This is a genomic window from Proteus hauseri ATCC 700826 (assembly GCF_001654965.1).
GTDB classification, from domain to species: Bacteria; Pseudomonadota; Gammaproteobacteria; order Enterobacterales; family Enterobacteriaceae; genus Proteus; species Proteus hauseri.
In genome coordinates this window covers 144,892-162,411 of sequence record NZ_LXEV01000023.1, presented here as the reverse complement: position 1 = coordinate 162,411, position 17,520 = coordinate 144,892, and the positions used below count along the sequence as shown (strand labels likewise).

The 17,520-nt window shown below is 34.3% G+C and carries 14 protein-coding genes and 1 tRNA gene; 9 read left to right on the top strand and 6 right to left on the bottom strand.

Features of this window, described 5'->3' with window-relative positions; translation table 11 throughout:
* Window positions 1–89: 89 nt before the first annotated feature.
* The gene (dauA, locus tag M997_RS10450) at window positions 90–1,790 is read right to left on the bottom strand and encodes a C4-dicarboxylic acid transporter DauA (protein ID WP_064720056.1); all 1,701 of its coding nucleotides are present in this window, start codon (window positions 1,788–1,790) and stop codon (window positions 90–92) included.
* A gap of 641 nt (window positions 1,791–2,431) precedes the next feature.
* Window positions 2,432–2,519 (bottom strand) — tRNA-Ser (locus M997_RS10445).
* A 332-nt stretch (window positions 2,520–2,851) separates the two neighbouring features.
* On the opposite strand from M997_RS10445, the gene ghrA reads away from it, so the two are divergent.
* From ghrA to M997_RS10425, 5 genes are all read left to right on the top strand, one after another.
* Window positions 2,852–3,793 (top strand): glyoxylate/hydroxypyruvate reductase GhrA, encoded by a 942-nt coding sequence (gene ghrA / locus M997_RS10440; RefSeq protein ID WP_064720055.1) that lies wholly within the window; start codon window positions 2,852–2,854, stop codon window positions 3,791–3,793.
* A 198-nt stretch (window positions 3,794–3,991) separates the two neighbouring features.
* Entirely contained in the window at window positions 3,992–6,184 is a 2,193-nt protein-coding gene (locus tag M997_RS17495) for a hypothetical protein (RefSeq protein ID WP_192876358.1), read from the top strand.
* Window positions 6,185–6,390: 206 nt separating this feature from the next.
* Window positions 6,391–6,936, top strand: coding sequence for a hypothetical protein (locus M997_RS17490; RefSeq protein WP_109406090.1), 546 nt, complete (start codon window positions 6,391–6,393; stop codon window positions 6,934–6,936).
* 248 nt (window positions 6,937–7,184) lie between these two features.
* Window positions 7,185–7,793, top strand: coding sequence for a 2OG-Fe(II) oxygenase (locus M997_RS10430; RefSeq protein WP_064720054.1), 609 nt, complete (start codon window positions 7,185–7,187; stop codon window positions 7,791–7,793).
* Between the two features lie 186 nt (window positions 7,794–7,979).
* Window positions 7,980–8,549: a TorD/DmsD family molecular chaperone gene (locus M997_RS10425; RefSeq protein WP_064720175.1), complete on the top strand. Its 570-nt coding sequence runs from the start codon at window positions 7,980–7,982 to the stop codon at window positions 8,547–8,549.
* A 108-nt stretch (window positions 8,550–8,657) separates the two neighbouring features.
* On the opposite strand, the gene M997_RS10420 is transcribed toward M997_RS10425, so the two are convergent.
* Entirely contained in the window at window positions 8,658–9,212 is a 555-nt protein-coding gene (locus tag M997_RS10420; protein WP_064720053.1) for a lipoprotein, read from the bottom strand.
* Between the two features lie 42 nt (window positions 9,213–9,254).
* Entirely contained in the window at window positions 9,255–10,457 is a 1,203-nt protein-coding gene (gene mdtH / locus M997_RS10415) for a multidrug efflux MFS transporter MdtH (protein ID WP_064720052.1), read from the bottom strand.
* A 193-nt stretch (window positions 10,458–10,650) separates the two neighbouring features.
* Between mdtH and rimJ the strand changes: the two genes are divergently transcribed.
* Window positions 10,651–11,235 carry a ribosomal protein S5-alanine N-acetyltransferase gene (rimJ, locus tag M997_RS10410; RefSeq protein WP_064720051.1) on the top strand — a complete coding sequence of 195 codons (585 nt, stop codon included), beginning with the start codon at window positions 10,651–10,653 and terminating at the stop codon, window positions 11,233–11,235.
* Between the two features lie 64 nt (window positions 11,236–11,299).
* On the opposite strand, the gene M997_RS10405 is transcribed toward rimJ, so the two are convergent.
* The gene (locus M997_RS10405; RefSeq protein ID WP_064720050.1) at window positions 11,300–11,932 is read right to left on the bottom strand and encodes a GNAT family N-acetyltransferase; all 633 of its coding nucleotides are present in this window, start codon (window positions 11,930–11,932) and stop codon (window positions 11,300–11,302) included.
* Window positions 11,933–12,040: 108 nt separating this feature from the next.
* Between M997_RS10405 and M997_RS10400 the strand changes: the two genes are divergently transcribed.
* From M997_RS10400 to M997_RS10390, 3 genes are all read left to right on the top strand, one after another.
* Window positions 12,041–12,634 carry a TetR/AcrR family transcriptional regulator gene (locus tag M997_RS10400; RefSeq protein ID WP_064720049.1) on the top strand — a complete coding sequence of 198 codons (594 nt, stop codon included), beginning with the start codon at window positions 12,041–12,043 and terminating at the stop codon, window positions 12,632–12,634.
* A gap of 127 nt (window positions 12,635–12,761) precedes the next feature.
* Window positions 12,762–14,297 carry a murein biosynthesis integral membrane protein MurJ gene (gene murJ, locus M997_RS10395; RefSeq protein ID WP_064720048.1) on the top strand — a complete coding sequence of 512 codons (1,536 nt, stop codon included), beginning with the start codon at window positions 12,762–12,764 and terminating at the stop codon, window positions 14,295–14,297.
* A 1,031-nt stretch (window positions 14,298–15,328) separates the two neighbouring features.
* On the top strand, window positions 15,329–15,601 hold the full coding sequence (locus M997_RS10390; protein ID WP_064720047.1) for a hypothetical protein: 273 nt from the start codon (window positions 15,329–15,331) through the stop codon (window positions 15,599–15,601).
* A 146-nt stretch (window positions 15,602–15,747) separates the two neighbouring features.
* On the opposite strand, the gene argS is transcribed toward M997_RS10390, so the two are convergent.
* Window positions 15,748–17,478 carry an arginine--tRNA ligase gene (argS, locus tag M997_RS10385; protein WP_064720046.1) on the bottom strand — a complete coding sequence of 577 codons (1,731 nt, stop codon included), beginning with the start codon at window positions 17,476–17,478 and terminating at the stop codon, window positions 15,748–15,750.
* Window positions 17,479–17,520 lie beyond the last annotated feature (42 nt).

Sequence of the window (17,520 nt, the reverse complement as noted above, 5' to 3'; positions counted from 1 at the left end):
TTAAAATAACGTTAAAAATAAACTTAACCTCTAATCATTTAATTAAATAGAGATTAAAGGCTAAGTTTATTATTGTTTAAATGGAATGCTTAATGAATCAGCTCCATATCATCTAATGCTTTCTGTAGTGAAGGATAAAAATTAAGCGCGCCTTCAATCGGGGCAACTCTGGCTCTTGCTAATGTTTTTAATGGCTGGAATGGAATATCACAGACAATGACATGAGTATCTTTCTTTACATCATTAATAAAATGTTGAAAAGCATGTAAACCACCGGCATCAAGCACGGGTACCGCATCCCACTGCATAATTACTGTTTTATAACCTTTACTACGTTCACGTAATTCATTAAAAATACGTTCAGCAGCGGCAAAGAATAATGGGCCATTAACACGTACGACTAATAACTGTTTATCATCATCAGTATAAGAGGACTCTGTTATTTTCGTCATATTAGCAATACGGCGCATAAATAATAACGAAGCCAGTACTATACCAATAGTAATCGCAATCACCATATCAAACAGTACAGTAAGTGATAAGCATAAGACTAATACGATAATATCGTCTTTTGGGGCATGACGAATAAGGTCAATAACTTTACGAGCTTCACTCATATTCCATGCAACAATTAATAGTAATGCAGACATTGCTGCTAATGGTAAATAAGAGAGGAAGGGGGCGAGAACTAATAACGTTAATAAAACTAATAACGAGTGAACAATAGCAGAAACAGGTGATGTTGCACCTGCGCGCACATTAGCCGCAGAACGTGCAATTGCAGCTGTTGCTGTAATACCACCAAAGAATGGTGCAACAATATTACCCACCCCTTGACCAACAAGTTCATCATTAGAGTGATGTTTCTTACCTGTCATACCATCAAGAACAACTGCACATAATAACGATTCTATAGCGCCTAGCATTGCCATTGAAAATGCGGCTGGCAACAATGCAGAAACGGTGCTCCAATTAAGTGTTAAGGATTCGCCGGTACTCGGTAAATTCCAAGGCAGAACGAACTGAGGTAAAATAGGAGGAATACCTTGTCCGGTTGTGCCATTCGGCAGCATATAACTAAATTGTGAGCCAATAGTTGCAACATCATGCCCCAGTAAATTTACAATTCCCATCACCGCTGTGCCAGCAATTAAAGCGGGTAAGTGGCCGGGTAAGCGTAAATTTAATTTAGGCCAATAGATAAGAACCAAAAGCGTGGTAAGTCCAATTAAGGTATCACCGATATGAATAGTCGGTAATGCAGCACCTAATGCAATAACTTTATCAATATAGGTTTCTGGCACGTGTGTCAGTTCAAGGCCAAAAAAATCTTTTATTTGCATTGTCGCAATGGTGATAGCTATCCCTGAGGTGAATCCTAATGTTACGGAAACAGGAATATACTCGATTAGCTTACCAAAGCGAGCTAACCCCATAACCACTAAAATAACACCAGACATTAGTGTGGCAATTAACAAGCCACTTAAGCCAAATTGCTGTGATACGGGATAAAGAATAACAACAAACGCAGCGGTGGGACCTGAAACACTGTAGCGAGAGCCACCAGACACTGCGATAACAATACCGGCAATAGCTGCGGTATAAAGACCGTATTGCGGAGGAACACCGCTACCAATAGCTAATGCCATAGCTAGAGGTATCGCGATAATACCTACGGTGATCCCTGCAATAATATCTTTTAATAAACGTGCAAAAGAATACGGTTCTTTCACACATGCATCAATAAATGCACTAAAAGGGCGAACCCGGTTAACTTTATGAGTTTTCATTTAGGATCAAACCAAAATAAGAAGTCAGATGCCGAATAATGGCGATAAGGAAAAGAGAGGATATCGCTTTTATTCGCTGATAATAATGTGATATATCAAATTATTAATGTATATCTTAAGGCTTAAAGAAATAAAAATCAATTAAACTAATAAGTTAAGCTAAAATGGTAACATTATGTTTCTGATTGTATTTATTCTGTTGCCTCATTGAAAATGAAGGTTGAATTTTATTTTAAAAGTATAAAAATAGTTTTATTTTAGATTAAATGTCATTAATAAAGAAAATCAAATAAAAAACATCAAAAATTGATAAGAACTGTATGAGTAAAAATAAATTATAATCAATAAAATTAATAAAAAATAGCTATTGAAAATAGTAAAAATAATATATTTAAACGATTAAGAAAAATAAAAAATATTATTCCTTATACTAATGCCTATACTAATAGGTAAAGAAATTAATATTTTAAACTATTTTTAAGCCTAAAAAAGGTAATGTAGAAATCAATGTAATGTAAAAATATAAAAGATAGCCTAAGTAGGAAAATTGAGCAAACAAGCAACTTAGCGAGGGCTATGTTAGTCTATTTTAAACATAAAAAAATAGAGCCTAACTAAAAGCTAGGCTCTATCTTAGAAGATGGCGGTGAGAGAGGGATTCGAACCCTCGATACGTTGCCGTATACACACTTTCCAGGCGTGCTCCTTCAGCCTCTCGGACATCTCACCGTTTTTTGTTGAGTATGTTATTGAACATAGCTTTTATTGAACACAGATATGTCACATCTCAACGGGGCGCTACTATAGGGAAAAGGAGCATAAGCGTCAACAGCTAAATGTATTTTTTTCTTAACTTTTCCATCAAGCAGCCAAATAAAAAACAATATGAGCAAATGCTAAACAAATTATGCAGTAATCAAATTTGCAGTGTTGATTTAATGGTTCATATTTTCGTTAACTGGTTAACATTCTCAACATTTTTATTAACAACTTTTTCAAAGAGGCTTGAAATTAACCTCTAACCCCCGCACCCTATGATAAAAATGCTGGAGGAAGGCAAAATGAATATTATTTATTATCATCCTTTTTTTGACGCAGATACATGGATAAACGGTATGAAGGCGCGTTTACCTGATGCCAACATTAGGGCTTGGAAGCCGGGAGACGACCAACCCGCTGATTATGCTATGGTCTGGCTTCCTCCTTATGAGATGCTAGCGGGTCGTAATCATCTAAAAGGGATTTTTGCTTTAGGTGCGGGCGTTGATGCTATTTTGAAACAAGAGCAACAAAACCCAGGCACATTACCTGCGGGCGTACCGGTTATGCGTTTAGAAGACACAGGAATGGGGCTTCAAATGCAAGAATATGCTATTGCTAAAGTAATGTATTATTTTCGTCGCATGGACGATTATAAACGCCAGCAATCGCAACGGCTTTGGAAACAATTGCCATCTCATAGCTACGATAATTTTGTTATTGGTGTGCTGGGAGCGGGTGCTTTAGGTGGCAGTGTGGCAACAAAGCTTGCACAATTAGGTTTCAAGGTTCGTTGTTGGAGCCGTAGCGCCAAACAAATCGAAAATGTAGCGAGTTTTCATGGTAAAGAGCAGCTAAATGACTTTTTAACTGAGTGTAATTTACTGGTTAACTTATTACCTTATACACCAGAAACTCATGGTATTCTTAATTTCTCACTCTTTGAGCAACTGAAACCTTCTTCTTATTTAATTAATCTTGCCCGTGGTGCTCATTTAGTTGATCAAGACTTATTAGAAGCGATAGATCAAGGATACATTGCCGACGCAACCCTTGATGTTTTTGCTCAAGAGCCGTTAGCAGGAATGCATCCGTTCTGGACTCACCCTCGTATTTCTATTACACCGCATATCGCGGCTTTTACCTTGCCTAATATTGCAATGGATACGATTAAAGAGAATATTGAACGTATCGAAAAAGGTGAAATGCCATTTGGTGTTGTTGATATGAAAAACGGTTATTGAGCCGAATAATTAACACTTATATTTTGATAAGAGACGATAATATTAAAACTATCGTCTCTTTTTTTATTATTACTTTCAAATAATATCACTTTTTCTTTTTTTTATATAATGTAATAAAATTCCGGTTATAAATAGATATCTATTGCAGTTTATCTTATTGATGATAATCCCATTATTTTAATGTAATGGGAGTGAGCGATGAGTAATGGGATAAAAATAGAGCATCCAAGTAGATTAATTCCTTCAACTATCTATAAGGATATAAAATTCAAAGAAAAAGGGCAGGTCCTTAATGTAGATAATAGTAATAATTCATATGCTAATAATATTAGCAGTAATGAAAAAGAGAAGAAACATTTTAGCATAAATAAGGCTAATAATTATGTTTACTTGGGTTCAACTAATACTTCTTTGTTAAATAATATGGGGGTTACCCTTGAAGAAGATGGTTCTTTATTATTAATTAAAGGAAGAAGCTATGATTTATTTGCTGGATTATATCATAAACACCTAAAAGGTGGATTTAAATATGAGGGATTCAACATAGAATCAGAAAATGGAGAAAGTATAAAATTCGAAGAGATTTATGTAGATCTTGATGGTTTTTTAATTGGTAAGCAAAAAGATAATAATTCAGCATCTGAAAAAGATATTTTTTATAAGATTAATTTTAAAAAAATCATAAAAGAATATAATTTAGAAAATGTTAAGCAAGGAAATATTGACAGTAATTTTCTTGTTGAATATGAAAGTTATATACCAAAGGAAAATGAAAAACAGGACTTATCAAGTATTAATAATATTATTGAAAAAAAAAGTAAAAATATTTTAAAAATTAATAGGGAAGGAATGAGGCTCGAGATGGAGCTAAAAGATAATCAAATTTTTACTAAAGGTTTACCTGCTAGATTAGAAGCAAAAATGGATGAAGTTGATAGCAAAATAAAAGAAGATAATATCAAAAAAGATAATATCAAAGAAGATAAAATAAAATTACCGTTAGAAGAAAAAGATAAAATATTGGCGATAAAACCTATCTTAAATCAAATTCAGTTGGTTGTTGATAAAGGAAATAAAATAAAAATCTACTATTTAGATCCTTTAAATATTTTTTCTATTAAAGATTGTCAATTTGAGATAACAAGATTAACACAAGAACCTCCTTTATCATTTTATTCAATGGTAGGTGAGAATAATTTTAAAAACTATCATTCAGGGCAACCATTTTCTACTCAAACTATAGGTAATTTTAGTAGCCAACATATTCCTTTTTTTTCATCATTTATAGATAATTCAAGAGTTCATATTGATAAAGCAAAACAACAATATGCCTTAAAGAAATATAAAGCTATGATGTCGAGTATTGCTAAAAGTGTTGATCCTGGATTTAGAGGTTTATTTTCAAATATAAAACAATTAGTTAATTCTTCAACATCATCTTATAAAAATAAAAATATAGCGCTTGATGGAGTGAAAAAAAACATAAGCAAAAGTTATGCTGTATTAAATAAAGTGGTTAAGGGTATTAATAATGGGAAAACTCAAGGTGAGGTTATCTATTCTGTTGTTAAAGAATTAAAAGAAAAAGAGAGTATAACGCTTAATCATTATAATGACATTCGAGCATTTTTTGGTATGAATGCATTTAATTTACCCAAAAATATTGGTGTTAATGCCTTTTTATTAGCGAGTTATGCAAAAACACATTCGTGTACACTTTCAAAAGCTGAAGAAGTTAAAGAAGAAACTAAAGAAACTGAAGTAATATTTTCATTTGTTAATAAAAATAATATGGATGTATCTGCGGGACTATCTGCTGGTATTGGTGCATATAATCAAAGGTGGGGAAATGATAGTATTAATTACGGTGTTATTACCCCTGCAATGGCAAGTGTGATCCTTAATATCAATCATGAAAAACAATCTAATTTTTCATTCAAAATTGCATTAGATGATGTTGCTGAGTGTATTGATAAAGGATTATATATTACCAAGGATAGATTGAAATACAGTTCAACACTTAAAAAAAATAGAAAGATTAATGCATCACTGGGTGTTGAACTAAGAAGTGAAGCAAGTTTTGATGTTGGTGTTAGCGTAGGTTCAAATACAGAAGTAACAATACCAAGAAATGCAATAGGGGCGAATTTTATTGCCAATGTTTTAAAACTAAATATAAATATCAATAAATTTCTTGACTATGGACAATTAGAGTCTGACGAATCTAAAAGAGACGTTAGTCTTAAATTACTTGATTTTAATTTTGAATTATATCGAGATTTAAAGTTCACACCTTCATCGACAAGCTCTACAAATGAGATACAGTGGTATCCATTAACCACAGTGAAAAATTTTGAGGTAATGATTCAAAAAAAGTTAATGCACTTTTAGGTTTTTCATTATTTAATAGTGAAGAACTAAAGAGTAAAGAAGAAATTGAAAAGAGTAATAGTAATCGTAAAGGAATATATAAACGTATTTTAAAAATCAATAAATTATTTGATAGTTATCCTAACCAACATGAAGTATCAAACAATATCGATAAATTAGATAAAGTATATTTAAATTTATTATCTGGGAGAAGATTTAAAAATAAATTGGTATTAAACAAAAAAGAGAGAAATGATGATTATCAAACTAAAATTAGTAAAGATAAAGAAAATGTAATCAATGAAAACCCAGAAATACAACAGTTTTTATCTGATTTAAAAGAAAGAAAAGAAACATTGTCATCTCAAACAAAAAGTAATATGAATGAAAAGTTTAAACCTTATGTGGTTTCAAAGTACCGATTAAATGAAAAAAGTAAGGGACTCTATGATGATGCTAAAGGTAAGTTAAATGATTTAATTAATGAAATAAAGAGTAATAAAGAGGTTAAGCTTGATGAAATTAAAGAGAAGTTAGATCAATTATATATTGAATGTACTCAGGAACTAAAAGAAGTTGAATATAATCTTGATTCTATTGATGTGATGTCAATAAGTGAATTAGCTGATAAAGAAAAATCGTTGCCGATGGTTTTTGTACGGTTAGGTAGCCAAAAATCAATTATTCACCATCAAGTCAAAGGAGAGATTAAATTTCAATATGATTCAAGTGATAATCAATTGAATAAAATATCAACTAACTATTATTTCTAGATAAATCATTTGGTTTTCTTATGTTTTCTGATCTATTAATGGTTAAATTGTTTTATAAGTGATCATTTTTTATGGCTGCTCCCTCTAGGCACTGGAGAGTAAATTTTGTTTTTTCTTATCATTATTGATTTCAATAGAGTTTATCTCTAATTAATTGATATTATCAAAAAGATAAATTTATTAAATTGTATTTCCACATAACTTGGTGCTATAAAGTAGTTTCCCATGTTAATCAGATAATATGACTAATGAATATAGCAAATCTTCTTGAGCAAATTGCAGAGAAAGGATGGTGTGTTTGGGATGATTTCCTCACACCTGAAGCTGTTCAACAACTTAAAGCTTGTTTTGGCGAAAATACCCAACAAGCACGCATAGGTCGTAACGAAAATTTATTATCAGAAACAACAATACGTAGTGATAAAATTAGTTGGTTAGAACCCATAATGGGGGAGCCTGTTCAACATTATTTAATGCAGATGGAAAGTATTCAGCGCGCTGTTAATCGAGAATTTTTTTTAGGATTATTTGAATATGAAGCGCATTTTGCTTGTTATGAAAAGGGCGCTTTTTATAAAAAACATCTTGATGCATTTAAAGAAAATGCTAGCCGTCGATTAACAACAGTACTTTATCTTAATGATGAATGGACAGAGCAAGATGGTGGTGAATTAAAAATTTACGATCTTGATGATAATGAACTTGCAACCGTGGCACCTAAAGGTGGGCGATTAGTTGTTTTTCTATCAGAACAGTTTCCTCATGAAGTATTACCAACAAATAAAGAGCGAATAAGTATTGCTGGTTGGTTTAGAGTAAACGGTGTACGAGATAATTTTTTAGATATCGCTAGCTAGTTAATGAGTAAAATAATTGCTGTTTGAAAAGATAGCATGGGATTAGGCGCGTTTCTTATTTTAAGTATTAGACTTAAAACTAAGAGCGCGTTTTTTCTGTTTTTATGTCGATGAAATAGAAAAAAGTTGATTTTCCTATTGTTCAACGCACAATAGCATCAAAATTTACTGAATAGAAAAATGATGATGAATGAGTTTTCAATAGTATGCCGTTTATTAGGCACTATATTTCAACGTGAACCGGCAGATCCTATTTTATCGCCTATTATTGCGATGATTGGTGACGGAAAACTGAGTGCACTTTGGCCTCTTGAACAAGATGAATTATTTAATACTTTAAAACATAGCGTAAAAGACTTGGCGCTGGTAAAGACGGATTATCAAACACTTTTTGGTGGTGAAGCGCCCGCAGTCTCTATTTATGCTCATGATTATACGGATATAAAAGAAGAAGATACCCGCCAATTTTTAGTTGCAAGAGGCATGCCTGTTACTGAAAGTGCAACTGATAGCTTTGGTGCATTATTATTAGCCGCTTCATGGCTTGAAGATAATTCTGCACAAGATGAAATATTAGCTCAAACGCAGTTATTTGATGAATACTTACTTCCTTGGGCTGGTGCATTTTTGGGCAAAGTAGAAGCTCATGCAACGAGTGGTTTTTATCGAACACTTGCCGCAATTACACGCGGTGCATTATCTGCCTTGCATGAAGAGCTTTTAGATGATGAAACTAATGATGCAGAAGAAGAATAATATCATCTGATTATAGAAGACATTATTTTAAACGTATAAAAAAGGCAAACCATTCAGCTTGCCTTTTTATTAACTTCGATAAAAATTTTTAATCGAGCTATGCAACTTTTATAGTTGGATGATAAATTTCCCAGGCTTAACTTCAATGCCTTTTGCTAATTTAAATGCAGCTGCTTCAGCACTGTTTTTTTCAGGGTTTAATACGTAAACAGGTTGATTATCAAAATAGGTGGCTATCGAGCTATCAAGATAAGGTTTTAATGCAATAACAACAGCTTCCATTTTTTCTGGTGAAACCTTATAACTCTCAATACTCATTGATTTAATATAAATAGCGCCTTGTTCTGGCTGATAAACAGGTTGGCCACTTAAGACTAAATTAACTGTTGCCCCTGTTTTACCAAAAAGAGAATCAATTTTAAGTTCGGCTTTACCTGAAAGGCTTATTTTTCCTGGTTCAGTACGACCTATTTGAATAGAAAGTTCCCCTAATTTGATATCAGCAGAAATAACCCCATCTTCGCCAATATGTTTTTGAAGACCGGTTTTTGTCGTGAGATAGTCATTAATTAGCTTCTCACTGACATCAAATTGTTTTAGTTGATCACAGCCTACAACCAAGCTCGTTAATGCTAATGTTGCAGCCAGAAGAATTGCTCTCATATAAACTCCTTAATCATTGATAAAAGAAAGTTTACCTGAACTCTAAGGAGTAAGCATGGCTGTTTCGACTTTTTTACGATTAAACTGGCGGTGCAGGGCGTAAAGGGTGATAAATCCTGTGACACCTAATAAAAACCAAGGTAACTCAGGCATATCGAATTGTTTCCCTAAGTCGTACATCCATCCACCTCCTGTATAACCAATTGCACCACCAAAGGCTAAGCCTAAGCGACTAAATCCCATATAGCTGCCTCTTGCTCTAGGATCAGCTAAAGAAGCGCTTAAGGTTTCACGAGCAGGTTCGGCAGTAATGGTGCCAAGATAAAATAGGCCGATAATTAGGAAGATACCTTGTAATGAGTGGATCATACCAACTGGGAACATACTGATGCTCATTAAAAAGAGCCCCGCCATTAAGCGTTGTTCTAATCTAAAACGTTTTTCACTCCAACGCGCAATCGGGTATAGCAAAGTTAATGAAAGTAATGCTTCAATGGCATACATCCATTTTACTGCTGTAGGTGAGCCGGCAATATCATTAACAATGATAGGGAACATCAACATTACTTGTACAGATAAAATAAAATAACCCGTTAGCGTGAGAACATAAGTTACAAAGCGTTTATCAACCATTACACGCTTTAGTCCTTCTTTAATGGGTGTACGTGTTGTAGAAATACGATAAGCAGGTAACAGCCAAGCATTAAAAATAGCAGCAATAACGAAAACGCCAGCACCAACCCAGCAAACTAAATGAAAATCATAAAGCAGTAACCAGCTACCAATTAGCGCGCCAATAACGGCACCTGCGCTATCTTGCATTAAAAGTAGTGAATAAAAACGGCCTCGTTCATAAGGGCGCGTTAGTTTAATAACAAGCGCTGTGCGAGGTGGATCAAATAATGTGCCACCTAATGCAGATAAAATGCAAGATAGCCAAAGTATCCACGGTTGGTCCGCCATTGCCATTAGCGCAAATCCTAATGCTCGCAATAACATACCTGTAATGATCATGGGTTTGGCACCAAAACGGTCTGCAATAGCGCCGCCAAAAATACCTAGCCCTTGTTGTACCAGTTGGCGTAGACCTAATGCAAAGCCAACGATAACACCAGCCCAACCCAGCTGTTCAACAAAACGAATAGAAATAAGTGGAAAAACGACGAAAAAACCTAAGACGACTAACATATTGTCGACTAGCAGAAAGTATTTACCCAAGGTACGGGCTTGTGTTACCAGCGCCATTACTCACCATGATAAGCAAATGATTTAAATAAAATAGGGGGGATAATAAAGTCATTTATTATTGTCTATTCTGTATCTTATCGTCAGTAATTCATAGCAGATTAAAGATGATATTTTTTTATTGAGGTTAATGGCAGAATAAGTAGTATTGCTTCAGATTAGCCTCTTTTTTATCAAGGACAATAGTACTGTAATGTTTGGTTATCGTAGTGGGATACCTAAAATTCGTTTTGAAACGAAAAGAATGATAATTCGGCTTGCTTATGAACGAGATGCCGAAAGGTTGGCAAATTACTATACTTTAAACCGTCGTTTTTTAATTCCCTGGGAACCTTTAAGAGATAAATCTCATTATTTGCCTTCAGGGTGGGAATATCGGTTGCAATATATGAGTGAATTGCATCGTCAAGAAAGTGCTTTCCATTTTCTTCTGCTTACACCTTCAGAAGATGAAATTATTGGTGTCGCAAATTACAGCAATGTGATGAGAGGGGCTTTTAATGCCTGTTTCTTGGGGTATTCAGTTGGTGAAAAATGGCAAGGACAAGGATATATGTCTGAAGCATTGCAAGAGACACTACGTTATATGCAGCGTCAGCAGGGTATGCATCGCATCATGGCTAATTATATGCCTCATAATTTACGCAGCGGAAATTTATTGGCAAAACATGGTTTTGAGCGAGAAGGTTATGCAAAAAATTATCTGCAAATAAATCAAGAGTGGCGAGACCATGTATTAACGGCATTAACGACACGAAATTTTTCTTTGCGTAAATAAGTGTTATTTTAAATTCTGAATATTGTTTTATTGATATATAATTAACATTATATAATAACAATATTCAGAGCTTTTGACTCATATAGTACCACTGCTTTATATTAAAAAAAGATTGCGTAATTAATGATGATTCTTTCTTTTTAATATTGAAGCCACTCTTTTTATAAAGATGAATAGCGCCCGTATGTTTTGTATCCACATATAGTGATAAATAATTTTTTTTCAGATTATTTTTACTGTATTGGAAAATCCATTTAAGTATTAAAGAAGCAATACCTTTTCCTTGGTAAGCTGGCGAAACAGCAATATGAGATAAATAAGCTTCTTGCTTGTTAGGTTCATAATTAAACAATGAAAAGAAAATCTGCTGCTTTATATAATTTATTATTCCGTATTCCCAGTGTTTGCTAACAGGTGTTTTAGTAAATTCAGATGTTTTAAAGCGGGACTCTTTAATTGCAAGGCAAAAAGTTGCCACAATAGCATTAGCATCAGTTACCACAAATTGCACTTGGTTGGGTTTACGAGCCTGTTCATTCCAAATAGCTTCTAATTGATGTTGTTGATTAGGAATAGTTCTATCAATATGAAAAGCGTGTAATTTACGGCTAAAAGCAAGCGTAAATAACTGAATAATTTCAGCCGTATCCTTTTGAGTTGCGGCTCTAAGCATATAGTGTTCGTTAAGTGATTGCATGATATCTTGACTTAATAATAGTATATCTAACTTTAATTTAGACTGATTAGTCTATAATTTTATTAGACTACGTAGTCTAATAAAAAATGTCTAGAGATTTTTATCATTATGAGTAAAGCAATAACTGAAAAACAGAAAACAAAAATGAGGCATATTGTTGATGCTGCAATACGCTGTTTTGCTGTCAAAGGTTTTCATTCCACATCAACAGCTGAAATATGCCGAGAGGCAAATATGAGTCCGGGGAATGTGTTCCATTATTTCCCCACTAAGAATGCGATAATTGAAGCAATAGCATTAGAAGATGCTGGAGTCTTTGATGATATTTTTTGTCGTTATGAGAAGCTAGAAGATAGCATTCAGGCAATTATTGGTTTGATGTTAGAAATTATCGAGCTATATAACCATACAAAATATGCTCGTATCAGTATTGAAATTTTTGCTGAAGCTTCGCGTAATGCTACCATTCATCAAATATTTATTGAGAATGAACAAAAGAATAAACAGCGCTTAATCAGCATCATTGAAAAAGGGATAAGAAAAGGGCAAATAGACTCTTTACTTAAACCAGAAAAAATCGCCACTTGGTTATTGGTGATCGCAGACGGCTCTATGGGGCGTAATGTAGTGGATCCTCAGTTTAATGAAGTAGATTATCGAAGCATGTTAGATATGATGCTAAGAAAAATGCTAACTAAATAGCTTCTGTATTAATAAAAAGATCAATAAAGTCAGCCTATTCTTAGCATATTGATGATTGATTTTTCTGCGTTAGAGACGGACTATAGTCCCTTTCTTTTTCCTCACACAACAAAAACTAGAATGACTTATGAATTTACTTAAATCACTGGCCGCAGTGAGTTCAATGACGATGTTTTCACGGGTGCTGGGTTTTATTCGTGATGCTATTATTGCACGCATTTTTGGTGCGGGGATGGCAACAGATGCCTTCTTTGTTGCTTTTAAACTTCCTAATCTATTGCGAAGAATTTTTGCTGAAGGGGCATTCTCACAGGCGTTTGTGCCTATTTTGGCTGAATATAAAAACCAACAAGGTGAAGAGGCAACACGTACTTTTATTGCCTATGTCTCTGGTATGCTGACATTGATCCTTGCTGTTGTTACTGTCATTGGTATTGTTGCTGCACCTTGGGTTATTTATATTACAGCGCCTGGTTTTGCAGACTCACCAGATAAATTTCAGCTAACAACAGATTTACTACAAGTCACATTCCCTTATATTTTGCTTATTTCTTTGGCTTCGTTAACGGGTTCAATTCTAAATACATGGAACCGTTTTTCTGTTCCTGCTTTTGCACCGACTTTATTGAACGTCAGCATGATCTTTTTTGCCTTAGTGGTTGCACCTTACTGTAACCCTCCTATTATGGCGTTAGCATGGGCAGTGGTTGCTGGTGGTGTATTACAATTGGTTTATCAATTACCGCATTTGAAAAAAATTGGTATGTTGGTGTTGCCACGTATCTCTTTTAGAAATAGTGGTGTGTGGCGAGTCATGAAATTAATGGGGCCTGCTATTTTAGGGGTTTCGGTAAGCCAAATTTCCCTTATTATTAATACCATTTTCGCCTCATTTCTTGTCTCCGGCTCAGTATCTTGGATGTATTATGCAGACCGTTTGATGGAGTTACCAACAGGTGTATTAGGGGTGGCGTTAGGTACGATTTTATTACCCTCTCTATCAAAAAGCTTTACAAGTGGGAATACACAAGAATATAGAAAGCTAATGGATTGGGGCTTAAGGCTGTGCTTTTTATTAGCCTTACCTTGTACTATTGGTTTAGCCGTATTATCAGGCCCTTTAACCGCATCATTATTTCAATATGGTAATTTTAACGCACATGATGCGTTAATGACTCAACAAGCTTTAATGGCTTATTGTGTTGGTTTAATGGGGCTTATTATCGTAAAAATCTTAGCTCCTGGTTTTTATTCTCGCCAAGACATTAAAACACCAGTCAAAATAGCTATCGCAACTTTAATACTGACTCAGTTAATGAATTTGGCATTTATTGGTAGCTTAAAACATGTTGGATTAGCATTATCTATAGGTATTGCGGCATGTTTTAATGCGGGAATGCTATTTTGGCAAATTCGTAAACAAGATATCTATCAGCCATTAGCGGGTTGGCCTGTTTTCTTATTAAAACTAGCTATTGCGCTAGCAGTAATGGGAGCAGTATTAGTTGGTATGCTTTGGATAATGCCTAGCTGGGATATCGGAAGTATGTTGATGCGCATTCTACGTTTATTACTGGTTGTGGTGGTGGGTGCGGGGAGTTACTTTGTAGCTTTGTATATTTTAGGTTTTAGACCTCGTCATTTTTCGTTGCGTGCTTTGTAACAAATAAATTTTACTCCTCGTTTTTTTCATAAAAGCGAGGAGTCTTCAGTTAACAAAATCTTTTTGTAGAAACCCTTCCGTTTTAGAGTCTTTTTCTATTTTTAGAAAATTTATAATGATACATAGCTCACACTTTTGGTAATCTATCACGCTAATTCCCACCGTCTTATACAGAGAAAAATACAGTTAAATATCAAAATGATTTTTTTCTTACGATTTTTTTATTAAATTTATTTTCTAATTATTAACTAATTTCTACAGTTTTTCGGCATTAAAAAGTATTTTTATGTTGTTATATATAAATAATATTTAATATTAATCGGTGTGTATATCATTAGACAATTTGTTGATTGAAAGAGTCATTCTACATAAAGTAAAAGAATAGACACTATATTCTAAGGACTTACGGTTTGACGAATTATCTTTTTTTAGATAAACTCTCTTATGTCGTCTACGTTTATAAATTGACACATCTGTTAAATATTTCTTACTTAATGATGAAATATTACGAATATTTCAAAAATTTGCAGTACATATTAAAATATTTAGATTCTTTGATTTAAGACATATTATTATTTCTCTAATCAGGTAGATTAACCGTGACTGTAAAGTTATTTGCTTGTTATCGTTCAGTACTACTGAAAGTAATCATATCTATTTTGTCTGCGCTTCAAATAGGTAAACACGATTGCTGGGGATAAACAGTAAACGGTGAGTTGTGTAAATAATGAAAATTAATGCTGAAGGTGTTATCAATAATTAATTGAAAATACTTAAATATCAGTGTGTAATATTATTGTTGCTTTCATTTATCTCGCATTTGTTTTCTGTTTTTCCCTCCCTTTTCTAATTCCTTTCATATTTATTATTCTTTTATTAATAGCTCAATAACTCAAATACTTCTTCATTAATTCGCTATACTAAGAATAGTTACAAAGGCTTATGGTATTTTATCTTTTATTCTAGAGACTATTAAATATCCAATAAGTGTTTTTAGTAACAATAAAAATAAGAATGTTCAAGGAGCTACTATGAAAAAAGCAATTATTCTTTCTGTATCATTAGCAACATTATTTCTTGCTGGCTGTACTGCTGACGGAAAAATTAAAACCTCAAAACTTACTCCAGTAAACTGTGTCGGTGTTTTTAATAAAACTAATGAGAGAGTAAGCTTTACTGCAAAAGATGTCGATCAACGCTTATATAGCCCAGATAAGCCTATTGATAGTGTAGATGGTTGGATCGAGCAAAAAGATATTACAGATTTGCTGTGCCAAGACGTTATTAGTGCTAATGAAGATTAATCGCTGAGTAGCATTGGAAATTAGATTGTGTAAATTGCTTTAAATAGCTTAATTCGCTATATGAATAAGATATAACAAATAAATAAAAACCGATGGTGTATGCCATCGGTTTTTTTGTCCGCATAAATTATGGTTGAATATGTATGTTACATTCTATCAACGGTTTCAATGCCCAGAGTGTCTAGACCTTGTTTTAAGGTTCTTGCTGTTAAGCGAGCGAGTTTAAGACGGCTTTGGCGTACGTTTTCATCTTCGGCAGATAAAATAGGGCAGTTTTCGTAAAAACCGGAGAATGCCTGTGCTAAATCATAAAGGTAAGCACACATAACATGTGGTGTACCTTCACGTGCAACTTGCATAATGGTTTCTTCAAATTGAACTAAACGAATAGCGAGTTGTTTTTCGTGCTGTTCAATGAGATTAATTGGCTGAGTCAGTGTGCTTTCATCTATATCAGCACGTTTAAAGATAGATGCAACGCGAGTATACGCATATTGCATATAAGGCGCTGTGTTACCTTCAAAGCTTAACATCATATCCCAGTCAAAAATGTAGTCTGTTGTACGGTTTTTTGATAAATCTGCATATTTTACAGCACCAATACCAACAACACGGGCTACGTTATTTAACTCTTCGTCATCCATATCAGGATTTTTTTCACGAATTAAGACTTGAGCTCTTTCATAAGCTTCATCAAGTAAATCAGTTAAGCGAACAGTACCGCCTGAGCGAGTTTTAAATGGCCGACCATCTTTGCCTAACATCATGCCAAACATATGGTGTTCAAGTGACATAGAATCAGGGATGTAACCTGCTTTGCGCACGATAGTCCAAGCTTGCATTAAATGTTGATGCTGACGAGAGTCGATATAATAAAGGGAGCGATCTGCGTGTAGCACTTCGTGACGATATTTAGCACAGGCGATATCGGTTGTGGTGTAGAGGTAACCACCATCTTTTTTCTGAACGATAACACCCATTGGTTCGCCATCCTTGTTTTTAAATTCATCAAGGAAAACAACAGTTGCACCTTCGCTCTCAACAGCAAGGCCTTTTGCTTTTAAATCAGCAACAATACCCGGTAACATCGGGTTATAAAGGCTTTCACCCATAATGTCATCTTCTGTTAATGTGACATTAAGGCGTTGATATGTTTCTTGGTTTTGTTGCATGGTGATATCAACAAGTTTGCGCCACATAGCACGACAATATTCATCACCACTTTGTAGTTTTACTACATAGCTACGGGCACGTTCTGCAAATACTTCATCTTCGTCATAGCATTTTTTAGCTTCGCGATAAAACTCTTCGAGATCGGCTAATGCCATATCTGCGGCATTTTCATTTTGTTTTTTCTCTAAAAACGCAATGAGCATCCCAAATTGTGTTCCCCAATCACCTAAGTGATTAGCGCGGATAATATTATGACCTAAATAAGATAATGTGCGCGCACTTGCATCCCCAATAATGGTTGAACGCAAATGACCGACGTGCATTTGCTTAGCAACGTTAGGAGAGGAATAGTCAATAACAATAGTTTCAGGTTTAACCTTGGTGATATTAAGGTGTTCATCAGCTAATGCATTCTCTGCCTGTTGCGCAATCCAATCAGGAGATAAAAAGATGTTGATAAAACCAGGGCCTGCAATCTCAACTTTATTTGCAACACCTGTAATATCAAGCTGTTCCAGAATTTTTTCTGCGAGTTGTCGGGGTGGGATCCCCATTTTTTTTGCTGCTCCCATGACACCATTCGCCTGATAGTCACCAAATTGTACTTTGGCTGACTGACGGACAAGTGGTTCGCTATCAGCGGGAGCGCCAGCAGCGCACATTGCCACACTGATTTTTTCTGAAAGAAAAGCCTGAATATTCACCGGGTTACCTTAAATTAATGAGAAAATAAAACCTGACAAAAA

Bases quoted from the DNA above. Each gene is read 5' to 3' on its own strand.
- dauA (WP_064720056.1), bottom strand. From the start codon at position 1,790: ATGAAAACTCATAAAGTTAACCGGGTTCGCCCTTTTAGTGCATTTATT.
- ghrA (WP_064720055.1), top strand. From the start codon at position 2,852: ATGAATATTATTTATTATCATCCTTTTTTTGACGCAGATACATGGATA.
- M997_RS17495 (WP_192876358.1), top strand. From the start codon at position 3,992: ATGAGTAATGGGATAAAAATAGAGCATCCAAGTAGATTAATTCCTTCA.
- M997_RS10430 (WP_064720054.1), top strand. From the start codon at position 7,185: ATGAATATAGCAAATCTTCTTGAGCAAATTGCAGAGAAAGGATGGTGT.
- M997_RS10425 (WP_064720175.1), top strand. From the start codon at position 7,980: ATGAATGAGTTTTCAATAGTATGCCGTTTATTAGGCACTATATTTCAA.
- M997_RS10420 (WP_064720053.1), bottom strand. From the start codon at position 9,212: ATGAGAGCAATTCTTCTGGCTGCAACATTAGCATTAACGAGCTTGGTT.
- mdtH (WP_064720052.1), bottom strand. From the start codon at position 10,457: ATGGCGCTGGTAACACAAGCCCGTACCTTGGGTAAATACTTTCTGCTA.
- rimJ (WP_064720051.1), top strand. From the start codon at position 10,651: ATGTTTGGTTATCGTAGTGGGATACCTAAAATTCGTTTTGAAACGAAA.
- M997_RS10405 (WP_064720050.1), bottom strand. From the start codon at position 11,932: ATGCAATCACTTAACGAACACTATATGCTTAGAGCCGCAACTCAAAAG.
- M997_RS10400 (WP_064720049.1), top strand. From the start codon at position 12,041: ATGAGTAAAGCAATAACTGAAAAACAGAAAACAAAAATGAGGCATATT.
- murJ (WP_064720048.1), top strand. From the start codon at position 12,762: ATGAATTTACTTAAATCACTGGCCGCAGTGAGTTCAATGACGATGTTT.
- M997_RS10390 (WP_064720047.1), top strand. From the start codon at position 15,329: ATGAAAAAAGCAATTATTCTTTCTGTATCATTAGCAACATTATTTCTT.